This is a genomic window from Streptomyces lunaelactis, from assembly GCF_003054555.1.
Taxonomy (GTDB): Bacteria; Actinomycetota; Actinomycetes; order Streptomycetales; family Streptomycetaceae; genus Streptomyces; species Streptomyces lunaelactis.
On record NZ_CP026304.1, the window covers coordinates 1,142,346 to 1,160,152 of the forward strand.

A 17,807-nucleotide genomic window follows, 5' to 3' on the forward strand; every position below is an offset into this window, starting at 1 on the left:
TCCGCGCGAGCCATGGGAACGGGGTCGCTGCACGACAGAACCTCGGTCACAATGCGTAATGGTTTGCGTATCAAGGGCGGTTCGGCGGCTTGATCCACCCCAGCGATCGCTCGACGGCCCGCTGCCAGTTGTCGTATTCCGATTCGCGCTGCGCGGGGTCCATGTCCGGCAGCCATTGGGCCGCCCGGTGCCAGTTGCGGCGCAGGACTTCCAGATCCGGCCAGTAGCCGGCGGCCAGCCCGGCGGCGTAGGCGGCGCCCAGCGAGACGGTCTCGGCGACCAGGGGGCGTACCACGGGCACGTCGAGGACGTCGGCCAGGAACTGCATGAGCAGGTTGTCGGATGTCATGCCGCCGTCGACCTTGAGCTCTTTCAGAGCGAGCGAGGAGTCAGCATTCATGGCGTCGACGACCTCCCGCGTCTGCCAGCCGGTGGCTTCCAGCACGGCTCGGGCCAGGTGCCCCTTGGTGATGTACGAGGTGAGGCCGACGATGACACCGCGGGCGTCGCTGCGCCAGTGAGGCGCGAACAGACCGGAGAACGCAGGAACGATATAGCAGCCGCCGTTGTCCTCGACGGTGCGCGCGAGGGTCTCGATCTCCGGGGCGCTGCTGATCAGTCCCAGACGGTCACGGAACCACTGGACCAGCGAGCCCGTGACGGCGATCGGGCCTTCCAGCGCGTAGGCCGCGGGCTGGTCGGCGATCTTGTACGCGACGGTGGTCAGGAGCCCGTTCCTGGACCGTACGACGGCAGTGCCGGTGTTCTGCAGCAGGAAGCTGCCGGTCCCGTACGTGCACTTCGCCTCGCCCGGGGCGAAGCAGGTCTGTCCGAAGAGCGCTGCCTGCTGGTCTCCGAGGGCGGCCGTGATGGGGACGCCCGGGAGGACCGAGCGGGCCTCGCCATAGCGCTGCGACGAGGGCCGGATCTCGGGCAGCATGACGCGGGGAACCCCGAAGAACTCCAGCAGCGCCTCGTCCCAGTCGAGCGTGCGGATGTTCATCAGCATGGTGCGACTGGCGTTGGTGACGTCGGTGATGTGCAGGCCGCCGGCCGTGCCGCCGGTGAGATTCCAGATCAGCCAGGTCTCTATCGTGCCGAACAGCACCTCACCGTCCCGGGCGCGCCGTTCCAGCCCTTCGACATGATCGAACAACCAGCGGATCCGTGGCGCGGAGAAATACGTCGAGGGGGGCAGGCAGCAGCGTTCGAGGAAGAAGTCGTCGCCGGGGTGGTTTCTGAGGTCTTCGACGAGCGCAGCGGTGCGGGTGTCCTGCCAGACGATCGCCTTGCCGAGCGGCGTACCCGTCCGCCGGTCCCAGAGCACTGTCGTCTCGCGCTGGTTGGCGATCCCCATGGCGGTGATCTCGTCGCGGCCGACGCCGACGCCGGCGAGGGCCTCGGGCACGACACGCCCCAGGTTGCGCCAGATCTCGACGGCATCGTGCTCGACCCAGCCCGGTCTGGGGAAATGCTGCTGGTGCTCGCGCTGGGCGACCGACACCAACCGCCCACGGTGGTCGAACAGAATGCATCGTGTGGAGGTGGTGCCCTGGTCGATGGACATCACATACCGTTCAACCATGATCCGGGCCGCCTTCCGATGCGTCGAGGATGCGGTGGCGCGACCTACCAGCGGGCCGCCCCCAGGTTTCTGGAGATCGCCCGTGCGGCCTCACGGAGCAGGGTGATCAGGGCCGGCTGAGGCCGTCCCTTGGAATCACAGATCCGCTCGACCGGGCCGGACACGCCGATGGCGCCCACCACGAGGCCTCCGTGCCCCCGGATGGGCGCCGCGATGCCGGCGTCACCCATGCTCATTTCCTGAACCTCGGCGGCCCACCCCTGCTCCCGGATCTCGGCGAGCGCCGGGTTGAGATCCTCCCGGACGACCAGGGTGTGCCGGGTGTACGCCTCCAGCCCGACCTCGAGCGCCGACTCCACCGTCGCGGTCCCGAAGGCCAGCAAGACCTTGCCGAGCGAGGAGGCATGCAGCGGCAGCAGAGAGCCCACGTCCAGGGTCTGGAGTGTGTCATCGGGCCGGAAGACATGGTGGATGATGAGCACCCTGCCCTCCAGGGGCGTGCCCAGGCGGACCGCCTCCCCGCTGCGGGCAGCCAGGGCGTCGGCCCAGTTGATGGAGCGCGACCGCAGCTCGTTGACGTCGAGGTAACTGGTGCCGAGGTGGAGCAGCGCCGCCCCGAGCTGGTACTTTCCCGTCGCCGCGTCCTGCTCCACGAAATCCACGTGCTGCAGGGTGCGCAGAATGCCGTGGGCGGTGCCCTTCGCGAGCCCGAGCGACGCGGCCACCTCACCCAGTCCGAGCCGACGAGGGCCGCCGGCGAGCAGGCGCAGGATTGCCGCCGCCCGTTCGATGGACTGGACCGGGCCGGCCATAAGGCGATTCTAGGTTCGTCCTTACCGGTCTTGGTGCGCCTGATGCGATGATTTTTCCGGATTCAGGTCTCCCGTTCGGTAATGCCGACCGTTGTTCATTGACCGGCCTCGTATCGCTCCCTAACGTGCGTTGAGGTCGGCATCCCGTCGGCAGCGCTCGCCGAGGAGGGCACATGGCGGCTCAGCTCAAATCAGTGGCCCACGAGGCAGTGGACCATGTCTCTCCCGTGCCGCATTCCCCGCGGGCAGTCTCGGTCGTACGCGGACGTGTCCGCGCGGTGCTCGCCGAGTGGGGCCTTCCCCCGGACGTCACCATGGATGCGGTCTTGGTGGCCTCGGAGCTGCTGACCAATGCGCTCGTCCACGCCCTGCCACCGGCGACGCTGCGGTTGTCGTGGGTCCGCGTCGACGAACGCAGAGCCCTGCGCGTCGAAGTCACCGACACGGGCCGCGCCCTCCCCGCCAGGCAGTCGGCTGACCCGGACGAGCACGGCCGGGGAATCGCCATAGTCACCGCCCTGTCGGCCCGCTGCGGCATACATGTCCACACCGGTGGAATCACCCACTGGGCTGATCTCTTCGCAGCGTAGGAAGACAGCCCGGACAGCCCGGACTCCCGGAAACCGGCCGCTGGGAACCCTGAGAGTGTTGGGGCCCTCCTCCCCGAAAGCATGGTTCACGAGAGGCAGCAGCTCGGCACACTGATCACGAGCAGCAACGAGATCCCCTGCTTCCCCTGTCCAACGGGCAAGGTAGCCACGGGCGGCGAGGGTGTCGGCGTGTTCCGTCCCAAGGGCGGCCTCAAGAATGGCTGGCCAGGGTTGCCATCTTTCCCGCTCGTTCACCGAGGACCCGGCGGAGCGTTCGCAGAGGCTTTCGATGACGGCACCGCTGATGCGGGAGGCGTGCCAGCGTTGGTGGGCTTCGGTGCGCAGGGCATAGCGGTGCAGCGGGTCAGCGAGGCCAGCACTCCCCCGTCTGTACTCTCGCCCCGTCCACGCCGTCGTGCCCGCTGCTGGGCTTCACCGACGGCGCGCATTTCTGCCGAGCTTTCCGAGCCGCGTACGGTATCCCGCCCAGGGACTACCGCCACCTGGCCGCACGGCAGCCACGGCTGCCGAATGCACACTCCGCGCTGCTTTTTCGGCCACGCGGAGCTGGCCTGGCAGGCGCCACGGCGCAGCCGTTGCATGCGCGCACCCGGTCGCTGCAGTTCCCGCCTGGCGGGAAGCTGGGCTCGCCGGCTGTCACCACCGATCCCTGGCGCCAGTCTGCCGATTTTGCTGCCGGCCCCAGTGGGGTCGCCATCGACGTTCTCGCAGTCGGCGGGCGGCTCTGTTTGCGTAGCCCTCCCTGTGACAGATGGCTCCTCAGCGCACTGTGGGGCCGGTGAGGCGGGCCAGTAGGAGGGCGATGTCATCGCTGCGCCGCCGTGCCCGCTGGACCCCGGCGAGGAGTTCGTCGGCCAGGACCTCGAGGTCGGCCGTCGCGGCTCCTGCCAACTCTGCCAGGAAAGCTTCGATCGCCACGCCGATGTCTCCCCCCGCGGCTTCCAGGAGCCCGTCGGTGGTGACCGCCAGCACACTGCCGGGGCGGATGAGCATCCGCTCGGTCGGGTACTGGGCCTGCGGGTCGACACCGAGCGGGAGGCCACCGGCAATGTCGAGGAGGCGCGGTGGCTCACCTGGAGCAATCAGGGCAGGTGCCGGATGGCCCGCTGTGCAGGCCTCGAGCGTCCCCTCGGCAGGGCGGATCAGTAGATAACAGCAGGTGGCGAACATCGCCCGGTCCGGGTCCGGGTTGAACTCGACCATCAGCCGATTGGTCCGTGCCAGCACGGCCGCTGGACCGTGACCCTCGCATGTATAGGCGTGAATGACCGTGCGTAGCTTGCCCATCAGGGAGGCGGCATGCACGCTGTGGCCTTGGACGTCTCCGATCACCAGTGCCACCGCGCCGTCGGGAAGGCAGATGGCGTCGTACCAGTCGCCGCCGATCCGCATGCCCGAGGTGGCCGCCTGGTAGCGCGCGGCGATCGTCAAACCGGGCGCCGACAGCGGGCCGGGATGCAGCATTCCGCGCTGCAGTTCCGTGGCCAGAGCGTGCTGCGACTCGTACATCCCCGCCCGCTCCAAGGACTGGGCGAGCAGTCCGGCGACGGCAACCAGCAGCGCCCGCTCCTCGGGACCGAACTCACGGGGTGAGGGGAACCCCATCAGGCAGGCCCCGATCGGCCCCCGGGAATCCGCCATGGGAATCGCCGCCCACGCCCGGCAAGAACCTCCGGCTGCCTGCTGCGCCGGCTGCGGGTGCGCGGCGGCCAAGTCGGTGACGGAGGCCACGAACACCGGAGCTTGGCGCGCAAGGGCGTCCTGCAGCGGGAAGCACGCGCCGGTGTCCGCATCGCAGACGGCGGCCAGTTCCTCGTCGTGACAGCCGTAGGACGCTACAACGGACAGCCCATCGCGCTGGGACGCCACCACGGCGAGCCCGCTCGCGCCGAACTCCTGCAGCCCGACCTGCGTGGCCGCCATGATGTCCCTGAAGGTCACGGCCGCCGCCAACGCGGCGGTGAGCTGCTGCATCAGGCGATTGCGGGTCGCCCCTTCGTAGAGCCGTCGTTTCTCTGCTTCCTGACGCTCATATGCGGCCGTTGTGTCCATCACCACCCCGACCATCCTCGTCGGCGCTCCCGCCGCATCGGCGAGCACACGCCCGCGGGCCTCCAGCTGGCGCCAGCCGCCCCCATCCGCCGCGATCCGGTAGGCGATCTGGTAGTTGCCACCGGCCTCCGCCATCGACTGCAGCGCACCGACGAACTCGGGCAGATCGGATTCCGGGATCCTCGACAGGAAGGTGTCGAGGTGAGGGGGGCTCCCTTCGGGCAGGCCGTGGAGGCGGAAGGTGGACGGGTCGCAGTTGATCTCTCCGGTGGCGACGTCCCAGCAGAAGAACCCTGCCTGGACCGGGCCGGCGCTCGGGTGGAAAAGAGAGTTCGACGACTGGAGGTCCCTGCCGGTGTCCTCGGTGCCGGTCTCACCCGTCGGCCGGGCGGGGGAGGGCAGTGTGGGAGTGGTGCCGTCTGTGATGCTCTTGCCGCCGCTCGGCCAGGACTGGAATCCGACCTCTGTCACTGGTCCCTCTCCCCTGTACGCAACGACGTCTCCTGAGAGCGATTTGACGAGGTACCAGCGTAGAACCAAGATCCCCGCCATGCGGAGACTCGATCACCCGGACACCTGAAAGGGTGATCCGACGAAGGGGACCCTGTCGCCGAGAGTGTGTCCCGCGTCCGTAACGTTCAGACGGTGGTAGTGGGGCATCGGTCGTCGGCAGTTTCTGTGCGCCTGCAGGTGCCGGACTCGCCCTGGCGGTGTAGTACCAAACGCAAGGGCGTCAACGCGGTAACGAACGGCTCCGGGAGTGAGGGGCAGCAGGCCAGGTTGTGCCGGTGCTTCCTCACGCCGGTGTTGCGCTCCCGCTCTGGACCCTATCGCCGGTTCGCGCTCTGATAATCAGATCGGGCGACCGGCCAGAATGATGCCGGGCCCGAGCCTTCGCCACTGCAATCCGTATGACGTCAGCCGGACAAGGAGAGCACTGTGCAAGAATTCTCGTTCGACCTCCCCTTCCCTTCGCGGATCAGTCAGGCCGTTGAATCCGCAGCGGCTCACCACATCATCTGGATCCAGGAACACGGACTGCTGAGTAAGGGATCCCTCCGCGAGTACTACCGATGGGATGTGCCGGGTGTTGCCGCCCGCTTCTGGCCACATTCGAGTGGAGCAGACCTGGAGTTAGGGATGGATCTCGCAGGCTGGTTCCTCCTGGTGGATGACCAGTTCGATGGGCCGCTGGGAATACAGCCGCACAGAGCCGCACAGATCGTCCAACAACTCATCGACGTCGTGTACTCATCTCCTGGATCCCTGCCGAAGGAGAGCCTCACCCCAGCGGCAGGCGGGCTGGCCTCGATATGGTCTCGCCAGGTCCGCGGGATGTCCGCGTCGTGGCAGCAGCGGTCCGCCCGGGACTGGGAAGACTTCCTCAATGCCTACACCAGCGAGACCATCAACCGCCAAATCGGTATCGTGCCCGACGTCGACACATACCTCAGCCTGCGCCACAAGGCGGGGCTGGAAAATGTGCTGATCGACCTCGCAGAACGCATCGGTCATTACGAATTGCCTGAAGCTGTCCTTTCCATGCCGGCGATTCAGAAGATGCATAATGCGACGGTCCAGGTCGTCAACATAATTCAGGACGCGTTCTCGGTGGCCAAGGAAGAAGCCAGAGGAGACTGCCACAACCTGGTTATCGTGCTGCAGCACCACCGGAACTATTCACGACAGGAAGCCCTGGCGGAGACCAGGTCGATAGTACGCCGCCACACCGATGAATTCCTGCACGTAAAATCACAGCTCCCGGCACTTTTCGATGCCGCTGCCCTTCCTCTGTCCGACCGGGAAAGCGCCTACGTATTCGTGGATGACCTCCAGGCGCAGATGAGAGCCTGTCACGACTGGTGCCGGGGCTCCGGCCGTTACTCCCGAGTGATCCGCGCGCGGCCCGACCAGCCCACTTACCTCGAGGAAATGCACCTGGAAGGACTCGGTTGACGCGGAGCGTGCGCGGGCCGAAGGGTGCCGGGGATCGTCGTGTGGCCCTGGATCGGAGTGCCCGTTCCGCGCCGTTGCCCTCCGCTTCGACAACTCGACCGGATGCCACTGCTCCACGACCGCTGTCTGCTGTCTGCTGTCTGCTGTCTGCTGTCTGTCAAGGTTCGGGGCCCGGACGGCACCGGAAGTGACCCCCGTGTCCGGGTCGTTGATGTGGACATGGGGCGGGGATCACCACCAGGGGCTGCTCGGGCCCGTCGGGTCGATAGCCACGGATCCCTGACGTCGTGGATGGACCAGCCCCGGGCAGCTAGCGCGTCAAGGTGAGGTTCCGCCCGTTCCCGCAGAGCCGCCAGGGCGAGTAGATGGGTGGGTCGGGTCGCCCCGACGAAGACGAGCTGCGCCGCACGCCGCACGGTCACGGACGCCCGTGCGATGTCCCCGCCGTCCGCCAGTAGGGCGATCACCTCATGTACGTCGTGCCAGGTCTCGTTCCGCTGACGAGACGCAGCCGGGTGCGGAACAGGCTTCGTTGGCAGAGGCCAGCTCCGCTGTGGCCGTCGCTCGCCGCAATCCAGCTCGTTCGATGCAAGGCGGCTTGCGTGCTTCCAGGTACGAGCGACTGTCGTCCGCTACCCGTCCCACCCACCGATCCCCCGTGCGCTCTTCGGACGCGTTCCGAAGACCTCCCTTTCGGTGCAGCCAACGGCATGGTGCTCGGTGCCCGCAGTGCACAGCCGTCAGGAACCCCCTGGCTACGGGGCCGTCGAGGCTTCCCGCCTCCCCGGCGATGTTCTCTCGCCATACCCTCGCCGCCCGTAGCCGCGTTTCCCGCGCCCGTCGGCTTCACAAGCCTAGGTCAGGACCCTGTGCTCAACCACGTCCCACGACTGGTCATGCGCGTCAAGCACCGAGGGCGGTCGTCCCAAGTGGAGGCGGGAGCGGCAGTGGTCCAAGGCGTGATCCGACCTGAGCAGTCGCTGGCCTCCTCCTCCCTGATCGCCGCTCGCCTTGCCCTCGTGATGTCCAAAGGGGATTCCCTCCGGTCGAGCCCCGCGTGACGCCGCCAGCGGTCAGGAGCAAGGGATCCGATTGGGCTGGCGCCGGCCGCATGCCGGATGAGCCCAGGCGGTGTCCCCATCCGCACGGAATGTCGAAGTTCAACGCTGCGTAGTCAGCACCAAGTCAGCACGGGAGAGGTGATCAGGGGTGCTGACGTGGGGTTTCAGGTCAGCACCAAACCAGCACGGGAATCAGCACCGGGCCACCAAACCGTGGCGAATCACGCAACTCCGATAGGCCTCTTCCCCACTCCAATTCGCCCCCTGACCCAGCCCCCACGCTCCCGTCATGGTGGTCGCGCGCACACTGACCCTACGAACTGTGGTGTCCCACCACATGTGCCACTGACCTGCGTGTTTCTACGGTGTGGCGACACGAACCGTCCCCGTCCCCCGCCCGGAAGTGGTACCCATGGCCGCCTCTGCCACCGCTCCACCAGCCCCCAGCTCCCTCAAGCGCATCGTCGCCGCGAGCCTCATCGGAACCACCATCGAGTGGTACGACTTCTTCCTGTACGGATCGGCCGCCGCGCTGGTCTTCAACAAGCTGTTCTTCCCCGGCTCCGACCCGCTCGTCGGAACCCTGCTGTCCTTCCTGACCTACGCCGTCGGGTTCGCCGCGCGACCCATCGGTGCGCTCGTCTTCGGGCACTACGGCGACCGGCTCGGGCGCAAGAAGCTGCTGGTGCTGAGCCTGCTGCTGATGGGCGGGGCGACCTTCGCGATCGGGCTGCTGCCCACGCACGCCACCATCGGGAGCGCCGCGCCCGTGCTGCTCACCGTGCTGCGTCTGGTGCAGGGGTTCGCGCTCGGTGGCGAGTGGGGCGGGGCCGTCCTGCTCGTGTCGGAGCACGGGGACGCCGAGCGCCGCGGGTTCTGGGCGTCGTGGCCGCAGACAGGTGCGCCCGCCGGGCAGCTGCTCGCCACCGGAGTGCTCTCCGCGCTGACCGCGCTGCTGTCGGACGCCGCGTTCCTCTCATGGGGCTGGCGCATACCCTTCCTGCTCTCCGGTGTGCTGGTGATCATCGGTTTGTGGATTCGTCTCTCTGTCGATGAATCCCCGGTCTTCAAGGCCGCGTTGGCGCAGGCCGAGCAGCGCAAGGCGGCATCCGGGCAGGTGGAGAAGATGCCGCTCGTCGCCGTGCTGCGCCACCACTGGCGCGACGTGCTGGTGGCCATGGGCGCGCGCATGGCGGAGAACATCAGCTACTACGTCATCACCGCGTTCATCCTGGTGTACGCCACGACCGCGGTGGAGCTGAGCAAGCAGACCGCGCTCAATGCCGTACTCATCGCCTCTGCCGTGCACTTCGCGGTGATCCCGGCGTGGGGTGCCCTCTCGGACCGCATCGGTCGCAGGCCGGTCTACCTCATCGGTGCGATCGGCGTCGGCGCCTGGATGTTCCCGTTCTTCGCGCTCATCGACAGCGGGAGCTTCGGCAGTCTGCTGCTCGCCGTCACGGTCGGGCTTGTCCTGCACGGGGCGATGTACGCGCCGCAGGCCGCCTTCTTCTCCGAGATGTTCTCGACACGCATGCGCTACTCCGGGGCCTCCATCGGCGCTCAGTTCTCCTCGGTGGCGGCCGGCGCACCCGCACCGCTGATCGCGACGGCGCTGCTCGCCGACTACGGCTCGTCGACGCCGATCGCCCTGTATGTCATCGCGGCGGCGCTGCTCACCGTGGTGGCCATCGCCTGTGCGAGCGAGACCCGTCACCGGGATCTGACGGATGTCGAGCCGGAGCCGGTGGAAAGCGCACCGGTCGCCCAGCCGGCGGATGCGCGAACCGCCTGACGGGCAGGGCGCGCAGCACGTCACACGGATCGAGCGCACCGCGCGGGCCCAACGGGGTCCGCGCGGTGCCGTGTTCAGTGGGCGACCGCCACGGACATCGCATGCAGGCGCAGCGCGAGCTGGATCTCCAGCGATCTCGCCGGTGACTGCCAGTCGGGGCCGAGGAGCCGGCCTATCCGCTCCAGCCGCTGGGCCACGGTGTTCACATGGACGTGCAGATCGTCCTTGGTACGGGCCGGGCTCATACCGCTCGCGAAGTACGCGTCGAGCGTGCGGACCAGGTCGGTGCCGCGCTGTCGGTCGTACTCGACGACCTCGCCCATCGTGCGGCGAACGAAGCCGTCGATGTCGCCGGGGTCCGCGAGCAGCAGACCGAGGAATCCCAGGTCCTGCGCCGCCGCCCCCTGTCCGGAGCGGCCGAGCAGGCGCAGCGCGTCGAGGCAGCGTCTCGCCTGTGCGTACGCCCCGGCTATCGGGCTCGGATCGCCGGCGGGTGAGGGGACCGGAGAGGACGCGCCGACGGTCACCAACTCCCGTAGCGTTCCGCCCAGTTGTCTGGCGGTCTGGCGGGCGAGGTCGGCCTCGGTGTCGTCGGGGCCGAGCGGCAGCAGCAGTACGGTGCCGCCGTCGCGGGCCGCGGCCAGGCCCGATCGGGTCGCGGCCAGGTGCGATGCGGCGGACCACAGGCGCTGCCGGTCCGCGGTCGCCCGCTCCGCGGTGTCCGCCCCGGGCGTCCCCCGGTCGGCCGGGTTCGCGCCGGGTCCGTCGATGCGCGCGGCCAGCACCACATGCGGGGCGTCGAGGTCGGCCCGCAGCCGCGCCGCCCGTTCCCGCAGCAGCCGGGGGTCCCGGTCGGGCGCGTCGAGGAGGTCGTCGAGCAGCTCGCCCCGTACGCGCTGTTCGGCATCGTGTGCCGAGCGCCGGGCGAGCAGCAGCAGCGAGGTGACCATGGCGGCGCGCTCCAGCGTGCGCTGGTCGACGGGGTCCAGGTCGGGATGGCCGCGGAGCACCAGGGCGCCCAGCAGCTCGCCGCCCGCGGACACCGCAGCAACCCAGTCGTCCCCGTGCCGTATCGCATGGCCGTCGGCGCCCGTCGCCTCGAGGTCGGTGTCCGAGTCGGTGAACTCGACTGTGCCGTCCAGGACTTCGGAGAGCGCGGCGGCCACATCATGAACGCCGCCGCCTCGCAGCACCACGGCGGTCAGCCGGTCATGGACCTCAGAGGCTCGTTCGATGACGCCGCTGTGGTCACGGATGATTTCGTTGGCCCGCTCCAGCTCGGCGAGCGCCGAGCGGGTCTCCGCCAGCAGGTTCGCGGTGTCGATGGCGACGGCGGCATGGGCGGCGAAGGAGCCGAGCAGCGCCACCTGTTCGCGTTCGAAGACTCTCGCCCGGCGGTCTGCGGCGAACAGCACGCCGATGACCTGGCTGCCGAGCATCAGCGGCACGCCGAGGATCGCGACCAGGCCCTCGTCGCTCACGGCCGTGTCGATCGTCCTGGTGTGCATGAACCGAGGGTCGTCGAAGTAGCTGTCGGTGACATAGGGGCTTGCGGTCTGGGCGACGAGACCGCCGAGCCCCTCCCCCATGCCCAGCCGTAGCTGCTGGAAGCGCGCCGACACCGACCCTTCGGTGACCCGCATATAGGTGTCGCCTGCCGCCGCGTCGTTGAGGCTCAGATACGCGACCTCCGTGCCCAGCAGCGAGCGGGCGCGCTGCACGATCGCCCGCAGCACGGCGTCGAGATCTCGCAGACCGGCCAGGTCGTGCGCGGTCTCGAAGAGCGCGGACAGCTCGGCCTCGCGGCGGCGCCGGCCCTCCAGTTCGGCGCGCACCCGCAGTGCGAGCTGCTTGGCGTGCTCCAGGGTGGCGAGCGACTCGGGTCCGGCGCCGTTCGCCCGGGCGAGCAGCACCGGCCGGTCGTACGCCTCCGTAGCGGCGCCGCGTGCGAGGAGCTCCAGGTAGGAGGCTTGATCGTGGGACATGGACACAGGATTCCTGCCGTACGGGTCGTCGCACCAGCCCTGTGGACAACGAAGGCGTTGAGGACAACTCCGGGACACCCTCGCGCCGCCCACGGCCTAGTGCGCGGTCCAGCCGCCGTCCAGGGCGAGGGAGGTGCCGGTGATGAAGGACGCCTGGGGGGTGCACAGATACAGCACCGCTTCCGCGACCTCCTCCGGCTCGATGAGGCGCTTGATGGCGGAGTCCTTGAGCAGTACGTCCGCGAGGACCCGGTCCTCGGCCAGGGAATGAGCCGCGGCCTGGTCGGCGATCTGCTTTTCGACCAGGGGGGTGCGCACATAGCCGGGATTGACACAGACCGAGGTCACTCCGTGCGGGGCACCCTCGAGGGCCGCGGTCTTCGAGAGTCCCTCGAGGCCGTGTTTGGCGGCCACATACGCGGACTTGAAGGCAGAGGCGCGCAGCCCATGCACGGAGGAGATATTGACGATACGGCCCCACCCCTGCGCGTACATATGCGGCAGCGCGCCCCTGATCAGGCGGAACGGCGCTTCCAGCATTACGGTGAGCACGGTGTGGAAGACGTCCGGCGGGAACTCCTCTATGGGCCGCACCAGTTGCAGCCCCGCGTTGTTGACCAGGATGTCCGCGCCGGCAGCGGTCGCCTCCGCCGCGTCGAGATCGGTGAGGTCCAGGATCTGCGGTTCGACGGCCCCGGCCAGCCCCGAAGAGCGCGCGGCGAGAGCGTCGAGCCCCTCGGCATCCCGGTCGACGGCCCTGACCTTCGCCCCCGCGGCCGCGAGCCGCAGCGCGCAGGCACGGCCGATGCCGCCCGCAGCACCGGTGACGAGTGCCGTACGGCCGCCGAGGTCGAGCTCGACAGGGCCAGGGTACGGATCGGTACGGGGTACGGGACCTGGTGTGGAGGGCGCGGTCATGCTTGGCACCCTAGGCAGCGATCATCCGCCGACCGATGTGGTCACCGCCCATATTTCACTGCTCGATGGTGGGTTGGAACCATGCCGGTCCCTCGGTGAGCGCCTGCTTGATCCGGAAGTGCCCGAACTCCTCGAGCTCCGGCAGCGCGTCCACGGAGAACCACCCCACCTCGAGCGACTCGTCGTCGTTGACCCGCGCCTCGCCGCCCACCGCCCGGCAGCGGAAGGTGATGTCCATGTACTGGCACTGATCGCCGTTGGGGTACGTGACCGGTTTCCGCAGCCCCTGGACGAGTACGACCCGTTCCGCGACACAGCGCACGGCGGTCTCCTCGTACACCTCGCGTACCGCCGTCTCGGCCGGCTGCTCCCCCGGCTCCGGAATCCCGCCGATGATCGACCAATTGCCGGTGTCGGCCCGCCGCCCAAGGAGCACCCGCCCCTCGTCGTCGAAGACGACCGCGCTGACACCGGGCAGGAGAAGCAGCTGGTGGCCGGCCGTGGCCCGGATCTGTCGGATGAAGTCAGGGGTTGCCATGCCTTTGACCCTAGGCCGTGTCTGACAAATCCCGCCTGGCGCGCGACGCCCGGCACGGCCTAGCCGGCCTCGCCGGCATCCGCCGTCGACCGCGCTCGCCGGGCGCCGACGGCCCGCGCAGCCGCCCAGCCCACTCCACCCGCGGCCACCAGCACCAGGGCCCACTCCGGCCACGTCGCGAGCCGGGTCGCCGGGGTGTACGACGAGCGCAGCGGCACCTCCGCGACCAGCGCATCCGGCGTGAACATCTTCGTCTTCTGGACGATCTTCCCGTCCGGCATGATCACCGCACTGACCCCGCTGGTCACGGGGACGACGACGGCGCGCCCGTGCTCGACGGCCCGCACCCGCGACATCGCCAGCTGCTGATACGTCATCTCGCTGCGCCCGAAGGTGGCGTTGTTGCTCGGTACGGAGATGAGCTGGGCGCCATGCGTGACCGTGTCCCGCGCCGCGCCGTCGAACGCCGCCTCGAAGCAGGTGACAAGACCGACCTTGGTTCCCGCCAGATCGAAGACGCCCACCTTGTGACCGGGACCGAAGTCCCGGCGCACCCGGTCCACGTCCGAGTTGAAGATCCGTACGAAGGACCGCATCGGGATGTACTCGCCGAACGGCTGGACATGCCGCTTGTCGTAGGTGTCGACGGGGCCGCGCGCGGGGTCCCATTCGATCAGGGTGTTGCGGAGCTTGCCCGTGTCGGGGGTGACGACCGCGCCGACGACGGTCGGCACGCCGATCGCCTTGACGGCCTCGTCGATGACGAGCCGGGCGTCCGCGTTGCGGTACGGATCCAGGTCCGAGGAGTTCTCCGGCCACAGGACGAAGTCCGGCTTGGCGACCTTGCCCGCCTTGACATCCGCGGCGAGCTGCTCGGTACGGCGGACGTGGTTGTCGAGGACGGCGCGGCGCTGGGAGTTGAAGTCGAGCCCCAGGCGCGGCACATTGCCCTGGATCGCGGCGACGGTCGCGGTGCCGTCCTCGGCCGAGTCGTCGATGAGCGGCAGGGCGGCGAGACCCGCCGTGACGGGGACCAGAACGGTGAGGAGTGCGGCGGCCGCGGCGCTGCGCGGCAGCTCGCCGGTGCGCCGGTACGCGAGGACCTGGCGGACGGTCTCGTACAGCCCGAAGCCGCACAGGACGACGGCGAAGCTGAGCAGTGGCGTCCCGCCGACCGCCGCGAGGGGCAGGAAGACACCGTCCGCCTGCCCGAAGGCGATCTTGCCCCAGGGGAAACCGCCGAACGGGGCACGCGCGCGTGCCGCCTCGCCCACGATCCAGACGGCAGCGCCCCACACCGGCCACACCGGGAGCCGGGAGAGCGCGGCGATGCCCACACAGGCCAGCGCGACGAAGATCGCCTCCACCGCGGCGAGCGCCACCCACGGCAGCGGGCCGACCTCCTCGCCCGTCCAGATGAGCAGTGGCAGCAGAAACCCGAGGCCGGTGAGGTAGCCCAGGCCGAAGGCAGGCCACATCCGGCGCCCGTACAGGGTCCAGCCGAGCAGGGCGAGGGCGGGCAATGCCAGCCACCACAGGGGCCGTGGCGGGAAGCTCGCAAAGAGCATCAACCCGGACAGCGCGGCGGCACCCGGCCGCACGAGCCGCCGCAGCAGCGGCCGCCCGGCGGTGGTGGCGGGCTGTGGGGAGTCGACGGAGGTGATGGTGGCGCTCACCCGCCGGAGTCTACGGCGGTGACCTGTGCTCCCGGCAGTCCGGTCCGGGTCGGCCACCGCTTTAACGCCTCCTGCCGTCGTCATGACTGCAGCAACGTTCCTGCGCAATCCATCCACAAACCCGTGTCTCTGCCGTTACCGTGTGCGCCAGTCCTGCCATCCGACCCGATTCGGCTGCTGCGGCAGGGCCCGTCACAGGTCGGGGGTTCGACGGGATGGCTGCACCGGACGGCCGGTCGGCGGCGAGGGAGCGCAGGAGCGCGACCGATGCCGCCGGTGTCGTCGTCCTCAGCGGCTGCGCGGTGTGGTCGCTGATCAGCGCCGCCGGGCGCGAGGCCAGGCCTGAGGGCGTGCTGCTCGCCGTGTTCGCCGTCGCCGCGGGCTACGCCTGCGGCCGTATCTGCGGCACTCTCCTGCCCGTCGCCACCGCCTCCGTCGCCGCGCTCGCCGCACTCGGCCTTGCGATCGCCTCACGCCAGGGCGTGCCCGGGGCGAATGCCGGCGCCGCCGTCCAGCCGGGGCACACCGGCGCGGCCGCCGCGCTGCTTGTACTCGCCGCGGGTGCGGCCTGCTGTGCCGCATCCGCCGCCCGCCCGGCCGCCCTGCGCCTCGGGCTGCGGATGCTCGCTCTCGCGGTCGCCTGTACGGCACTGGCGCTCGGGTCCGCCGCCGGGTTCGCGGCGGCCCTGGGCGTACTGCTCTGCTCGCTCGCGGCGGTCCGGATGCACCGGCGTACGGTGGCGATCGCCGGTCTCGCGCTGGCCACCGGTCTGGTGGTCGCCACCTCCTGGGGTGTGGCCGAGGACGCCCTCCCGGACGGGCTCACGGTCTCGCTGGAGGGTCAGCTCACCCAGAACCGGGTGGCGCTGTGGCAGGACGCGGTCAACCTCGCCAAGGACGATCCGGTGCGGGGCGTCGGCCCCGGCCGCTTCGGGAAGCTGAGCACTACCGCACAGCAGTCCCTGGGCTCCGACGGCAAGCCGCACTCGGCGTCGCTGCAGCAGGCGGCCGAGCAGGGTGTGGTGGGGGTGGCGCTGCTGGGTGCGGCGTTCGGCTGGCTGCTGTACGGCTTGTGGCGCTCGCCCCGCTCCACTCAGGTCGTCCTCGGCGCGGGGGCCGCGCTGGCGGCACTGGCGGCCCTGGCGAGCGTCGGCAACGCGCTGAGCTTCGCGCCGGTGACGGCGGGTGCCGGACTGCTCGCTGGGCTGGCGACCGCGCGCCCGCCAGGAGAGGAGGCCACGGAGGGCGGCGCGAACAGTGCCGCTCGGTGGGCGGATGCGGCGGCGGAGAGCCGCACCCTGTAGTGGCCCCCTGCAGAGGCGCACAGAGGCGTTGCGTCAGACCCCGACGGTCTTGCCGGTCCCGGCGCGCCGGAGCCGGTCGCTGATGGCCCGTACCGCTGCCTCCGCGTCATCCACGGTCACCGTGAAGGTCCGGCCGTCGCCCAGCGTGACGATGATGCCCTCGCCGCGGCGTACGACCACGGCGGTGCCCTGCTCCGGACGCCAGCGGTAGCCCCAGCCGCCCCACTCGCGCGGGGTGACCTGCGGAGCGAACTCGGCGCCCACCACATGGTCGAGCGGGATACGCCTGCGCGGCAGGCCGATATGGCCGCAGCGCACCTCGACGGCGTCGCTGTCGATCTTGACCGACACATGAACGAAGGCGAGGGTGCCGTAGAGGATCAGCAGTCCCGCGGCCACACAGCCGACGACGGACATCACAAGCGGGGCGATGCCGGAGGTCCAGTTGGAGTCGACCGCCAGTTCGACGCCGAGCGCGATGCAGGCCGCGCCTGCCGCGGCCAGCAGCCACTGAGCACGGTTGGTCGCACGACCGGTCCAGACGGCGGGCAGGGCCTCTGTGGAGCGCCCCTCGTCGCGGATGTGGTGCCTCATGCCTAGCAGCGTACTCACGTTCCGCCCGCCCGGCATGGCCTCGGCCTCAAGGATCAGCGGTACGGATCGGACCGGCGCTGCGGCATCAGGGAGCGGATCGGTGACCGTCAGTGGGCAGGACTCACGGCCTGGAGCAGGCGCCCTTCGGCATAGCTGAGGGCCTGGTCGGGCAGGGCGCTCTCGCGGCCGCTGAGCAGCACGGTGAGCCGGGAACCGGGCGCCACTTCGGCGGCAGGCCGCTCGCCGATACGGCGCAGCGCCTGGGCGGCGACCGCCCCCGCCGACCCGTACAGCACGACCGGCGGGGGACCGGGCTGCTGTACCGCCGCCCGAATACGCTCAGCGACCAGTTCGTAATGGGTACAGCCCAGGACGACGGCCCTTACATCGCGTGGCGTGAGGGCTGCCGCCGCCGCCACGGCCCGGTCGATGGCGATCTCGTCCGCCTGCTGGACGGCGTCCGCGAGGCCGGGACAGGGCACCTCGGTGACGGCGACGGAGTCGGCGAAGTCCCGGATGAGTCCGCGCTGGTAGGGGCTGCCGGTGGTGGCGGGAGTGGCCCAGATGGCGACCGGCCCGCCGCCGGCGGAGGCAGGCTTGATCGCCGGGACCGTACCGATGACCGGGATGCCGGGTTCCAGCTCCGCGCGCAGGGCGGGCAGGGCGTGCACGGAAGCAGTGTTGCAGGCGATGATCAACGCGTCGGGGCGGTGCGCGGCGGCCGCACGAGCAACCGCGAGGGCACGCTCGGTGACATCGTCCGGCGTACGCGGTCCCCACGGCATGCCGTCGGGGTCGCAGGAGAGGACGAGATCCGCGTCGGGTCGCAGCCCACGTACCGCGGCGGCTGCCGCCAGCAGGCCGATTCCGGAGTCCATGAGCGCGATCTTCACCCGGTCACCATAGTCGACTGCCCTTGC

13 protein-coding genes are annotated in these 17,807 nt (G+C 69.7%); 4 read left to right on the forward strand and 9 right to left on the reverse strand.

The window, feature by feature from the left end; genetic code table 11:
- Positions 1–70: 70 nt before the first annotated feature.
- Both glpK and SLUN_RS04885 read right to left on the reverse strand, forming a co-directional pair.
- Positions 71–1,585, reverse strand: coding sequence for a glycerol kinase GlpK (glpK, locus tag SLUN_RS04880; protein WP_108147311.1), 1,515 nt, complete (start codon positions 1,583–1,585; stop codon positions 71–73).
- 44 nt (positions 1,586–1,629) lie between these two features.
- The gene (locus SLUN_RS04885) at positions 1,630–2,397 is read right to left on the reverse strand and encodes an IclR family transcriptional regulator (RefSeq protein ID WP_108147312.1); all 768 of its coding nucleotides are present in this window, start codon (positions 2,395–2,397) and stop codon (positions 1,630–1,632) included.
- 173 nt (positions 2,398–2,570) lie between these two features.
- Here SLUN_RS04885 and SLUN_RS04890 point away from each other — a divergent pair, with 173 nt between their 5' ends.
- Positions 2,571–2,987 carry an ATP-binding protein gene (locus tag SLUN_RS04890; protein WP_108147313.1) on the forward strand — a complete coding sequence of 139 codons (417 nt, stop codon included), beginning with the start codon at positions 2,571–2,573 and terminating at the stop codon, positions 2,985–2,987.
- 780 nt (positions 2,988–3,767) lie between these two features.
- On the opposite strand, the gene SLUN_RS04900 is transcribed toward SLUN_RS04890, so the two are convergent.
- Complete coding sequence (locus SLUN_RS04900; protein ID WP_159100189.1) at positions 3,768–5,531, reverse strand: SpoIIE family protein phosphatase; 1,764 nt, start codon at positions 5,529–5,531, stop codon at positions 3,768–3,770.
- Between the two features lie 468 nt (positions 5,532–5,999).
- On the opposite strand from SLUN_RS04900, the gene SLUN_RS04905 reads away from it, so the two are divergent.
- Both SLUN_RS04905 and SLUN_RS04915 read left to right on the forward strand, forming a co-directional pair.
- A complete protein-coding gene (locus tag SLUN_RS04905) occupies positions 6,000–7,016 on the forward strand; it encodes a terpene synthase family protein (RefSeq protein WP_108147315.1) in 1,017 nt (338 codons plus the stop codon).
- A gap of 1,473 nt (positions 7,017–8,489) precedes the next feature.
- The gene (locus tag SLUN_RS04915; RefSeq protein WP_108147317.1) at positions 8,490–9,872 is read left to right on the forward strand and encodes an MFS transporter; all 1,383 of its coding nucleotides are present in this window, start codon (positions 8,490–8,492) and stop codon (positions 9,870–9,872) included.
- Between the two features lie 74 nt (positions 9,873–9,946).
- Here the strand turns inward: SLUN_RS04915 and SLUN_RS04920 are convergent, their stop codons facing one another.
- From SLUN_RS04920 to lnt, 4 genes are all read right to left on the reverse strand, one after another.
- Entirely contained in the window at positions 9,947–11,857 is a 1,911-nt protein-coding gene (locus tag SLUN_RS04920; protein ID WP_108147318.1) for a helix-turn-helix domain-containing protein, read from the reverse strand.
- Positions 11,858–11,953: 96 nt separating this feature from the next.
- Positions 11,954–12,775 carry a 3-hydroxybutyrate dehydrogenase gene (locus SLUN_RS04925; protein WP_108147319.1) on the reverse strand — a complete coding sequence of 274 codons (822 nt, stop codon included), beginning with the start codon at positions 12,773–12,775 and terminating at the stop codon, positions 11,954–11,956.
- Positions 12,776–12,830: 55 nt separating this feature from the next.
- Positions 12,831–13,313: an NUDIX hydrolase gene (locus tag SLUN_RS04930; protein ID WP_108147320.1), complete on the reverse strand. Its 483-nt coding sequence runs from the start codon at positions 13,311–13,313 to the stop codon at positions 12,831–12,833.
- Positions 13,314–13,372: 59 nt separating this feature from the next.
- Positions 13,373–14,989 carry an apolipoprotein N-acyltransferase gene (gene lnt / locus SLUN_RS04935; protein ID WP_108147321.1) on the reverse strand — a complete coding sequence of 539 codons (1,617 nt, stop codon included), beginning with the start codon at positions 14,987–14,989 and terminating at the stop codon, positions 13,373–13,375.
- Positions 14,990–15,204: 215 nt separating this feature from the next.
- Here lnt and SLUN_RS04940 point away from each other — a divergent pair, with 215 nt between their 5' ends.
- Complete coding sequence (locus SLUN_RS04940) at positions 15,205–16,293, forward strand: O-antigen ligase family protein (protein ID WP_108147322.1); 1,089 nt, start codon at positions 15,205–15,207, stop codon at positions 16,291–16,293.
- Between the two features lie 33 nt (positions 16,294–16,326).
- On the opposite strand, the gene SLUN_RS04945 is transcribed toward SLUN_RS04940, so the two are convergent.
- Both SLUN_RS04945 and SLUN_RS04950 read right to left on the reverse strand, forming a co-directional pair.
- Positions 16,327–16,887, reverse strand: a complete 561-nt coding sequence (locus SLUN_RS04945) for a hypothetical protein (protein ID WP_108147323.1) — start codon at positions 16,885–16,887, stop codon at positions 16,327–16,329.
- Between the two features lie 107 nt (positions 16,888–16,994).
- Positions 16,995–17,780: a glutamate racemase gene (locus SLUN_RS04950; RefSeq protein ID WP_175313064.1), complete on the reverse strand. Its 786-nt coding sequence runs from the start codon at positions 17,778–17,780 to the stop codon at positions 16,995–16,997.
- Between the last annotated feature and the right edge of the window lie 27 nt (positions 17,781–17,807).

What these genes read in the sequence shown, in the direction of transcription:
- SLUN_RS04915 (WP_108147317.1), top strand. Translation starts at nt 8,490, where the DNA reads ATGGCCGCCTCTGCCACCGCTCCACCAGCCCCCAGCTCCCTCAAGCGC.
- SLUN_RS04925 (WP_108147319.1), bottom strand. Translation starts at nt 12,775, where the DNA reads ATGACCGCGCCCTCCACACCAGGTCCCGTACCCCGTACCGATCCGTAC.
- SLUN_RS04945 (WP_108147323.1), bottom strand. Translation starts at nt 16,887, where the DNA reads ATGAGGCACCACATCCGCGACGAGGGGCGCTCCACAGAGGCCCTGCCC.
- SLUN_RS04930 (WP_108147320.1), bottom strand. Translation starts at nt 13,313, where the DNA reads ATGGCAACCCCTGACTTCATCCGACAGATCCGGGCCACGGCCGGCCAC.
- SLUN_RS04885 (WP_108147312.1), bottom strand. Translation starts at nt 2,397, where the DNA reads ATGGCCGGCCCGGTCCAGTCCATCGAACGGGCGGCGGCAATCCTGCGC.
- SLUN_RS04920 (WP_108147318.1), bottom strand. Translation starts at nt 11,857, where the DNA reads ATGTCCCACGATCAAGCCTCCTACCTGGAGCTCCTCGCACGCGGCGCC.
- SLUN_RS04940 (WP_108147322.1), top strand. Translation starts at nt 15,205, where the DNA reads ATGGCTGCACCGGACGGCCGGTCGGCGGCGAGGGAGCGCAGGAGCGCG.
- glpK (WP_108147311.1), bottom strand. Translation starts at nt 1,585, where the DNA reads ATGGTTGAACGGTATGTGATGTCCATCGACCAGGGCACCACCTCCACA.
- SLUN_RS04890 (WP_108147313.1), top strand. Translation starts at nt 2,571, where the DNA reads ATGGCGGCTCAGCTCAAATCAGTGGCCCACGAGGCAGTGGACCATGTC.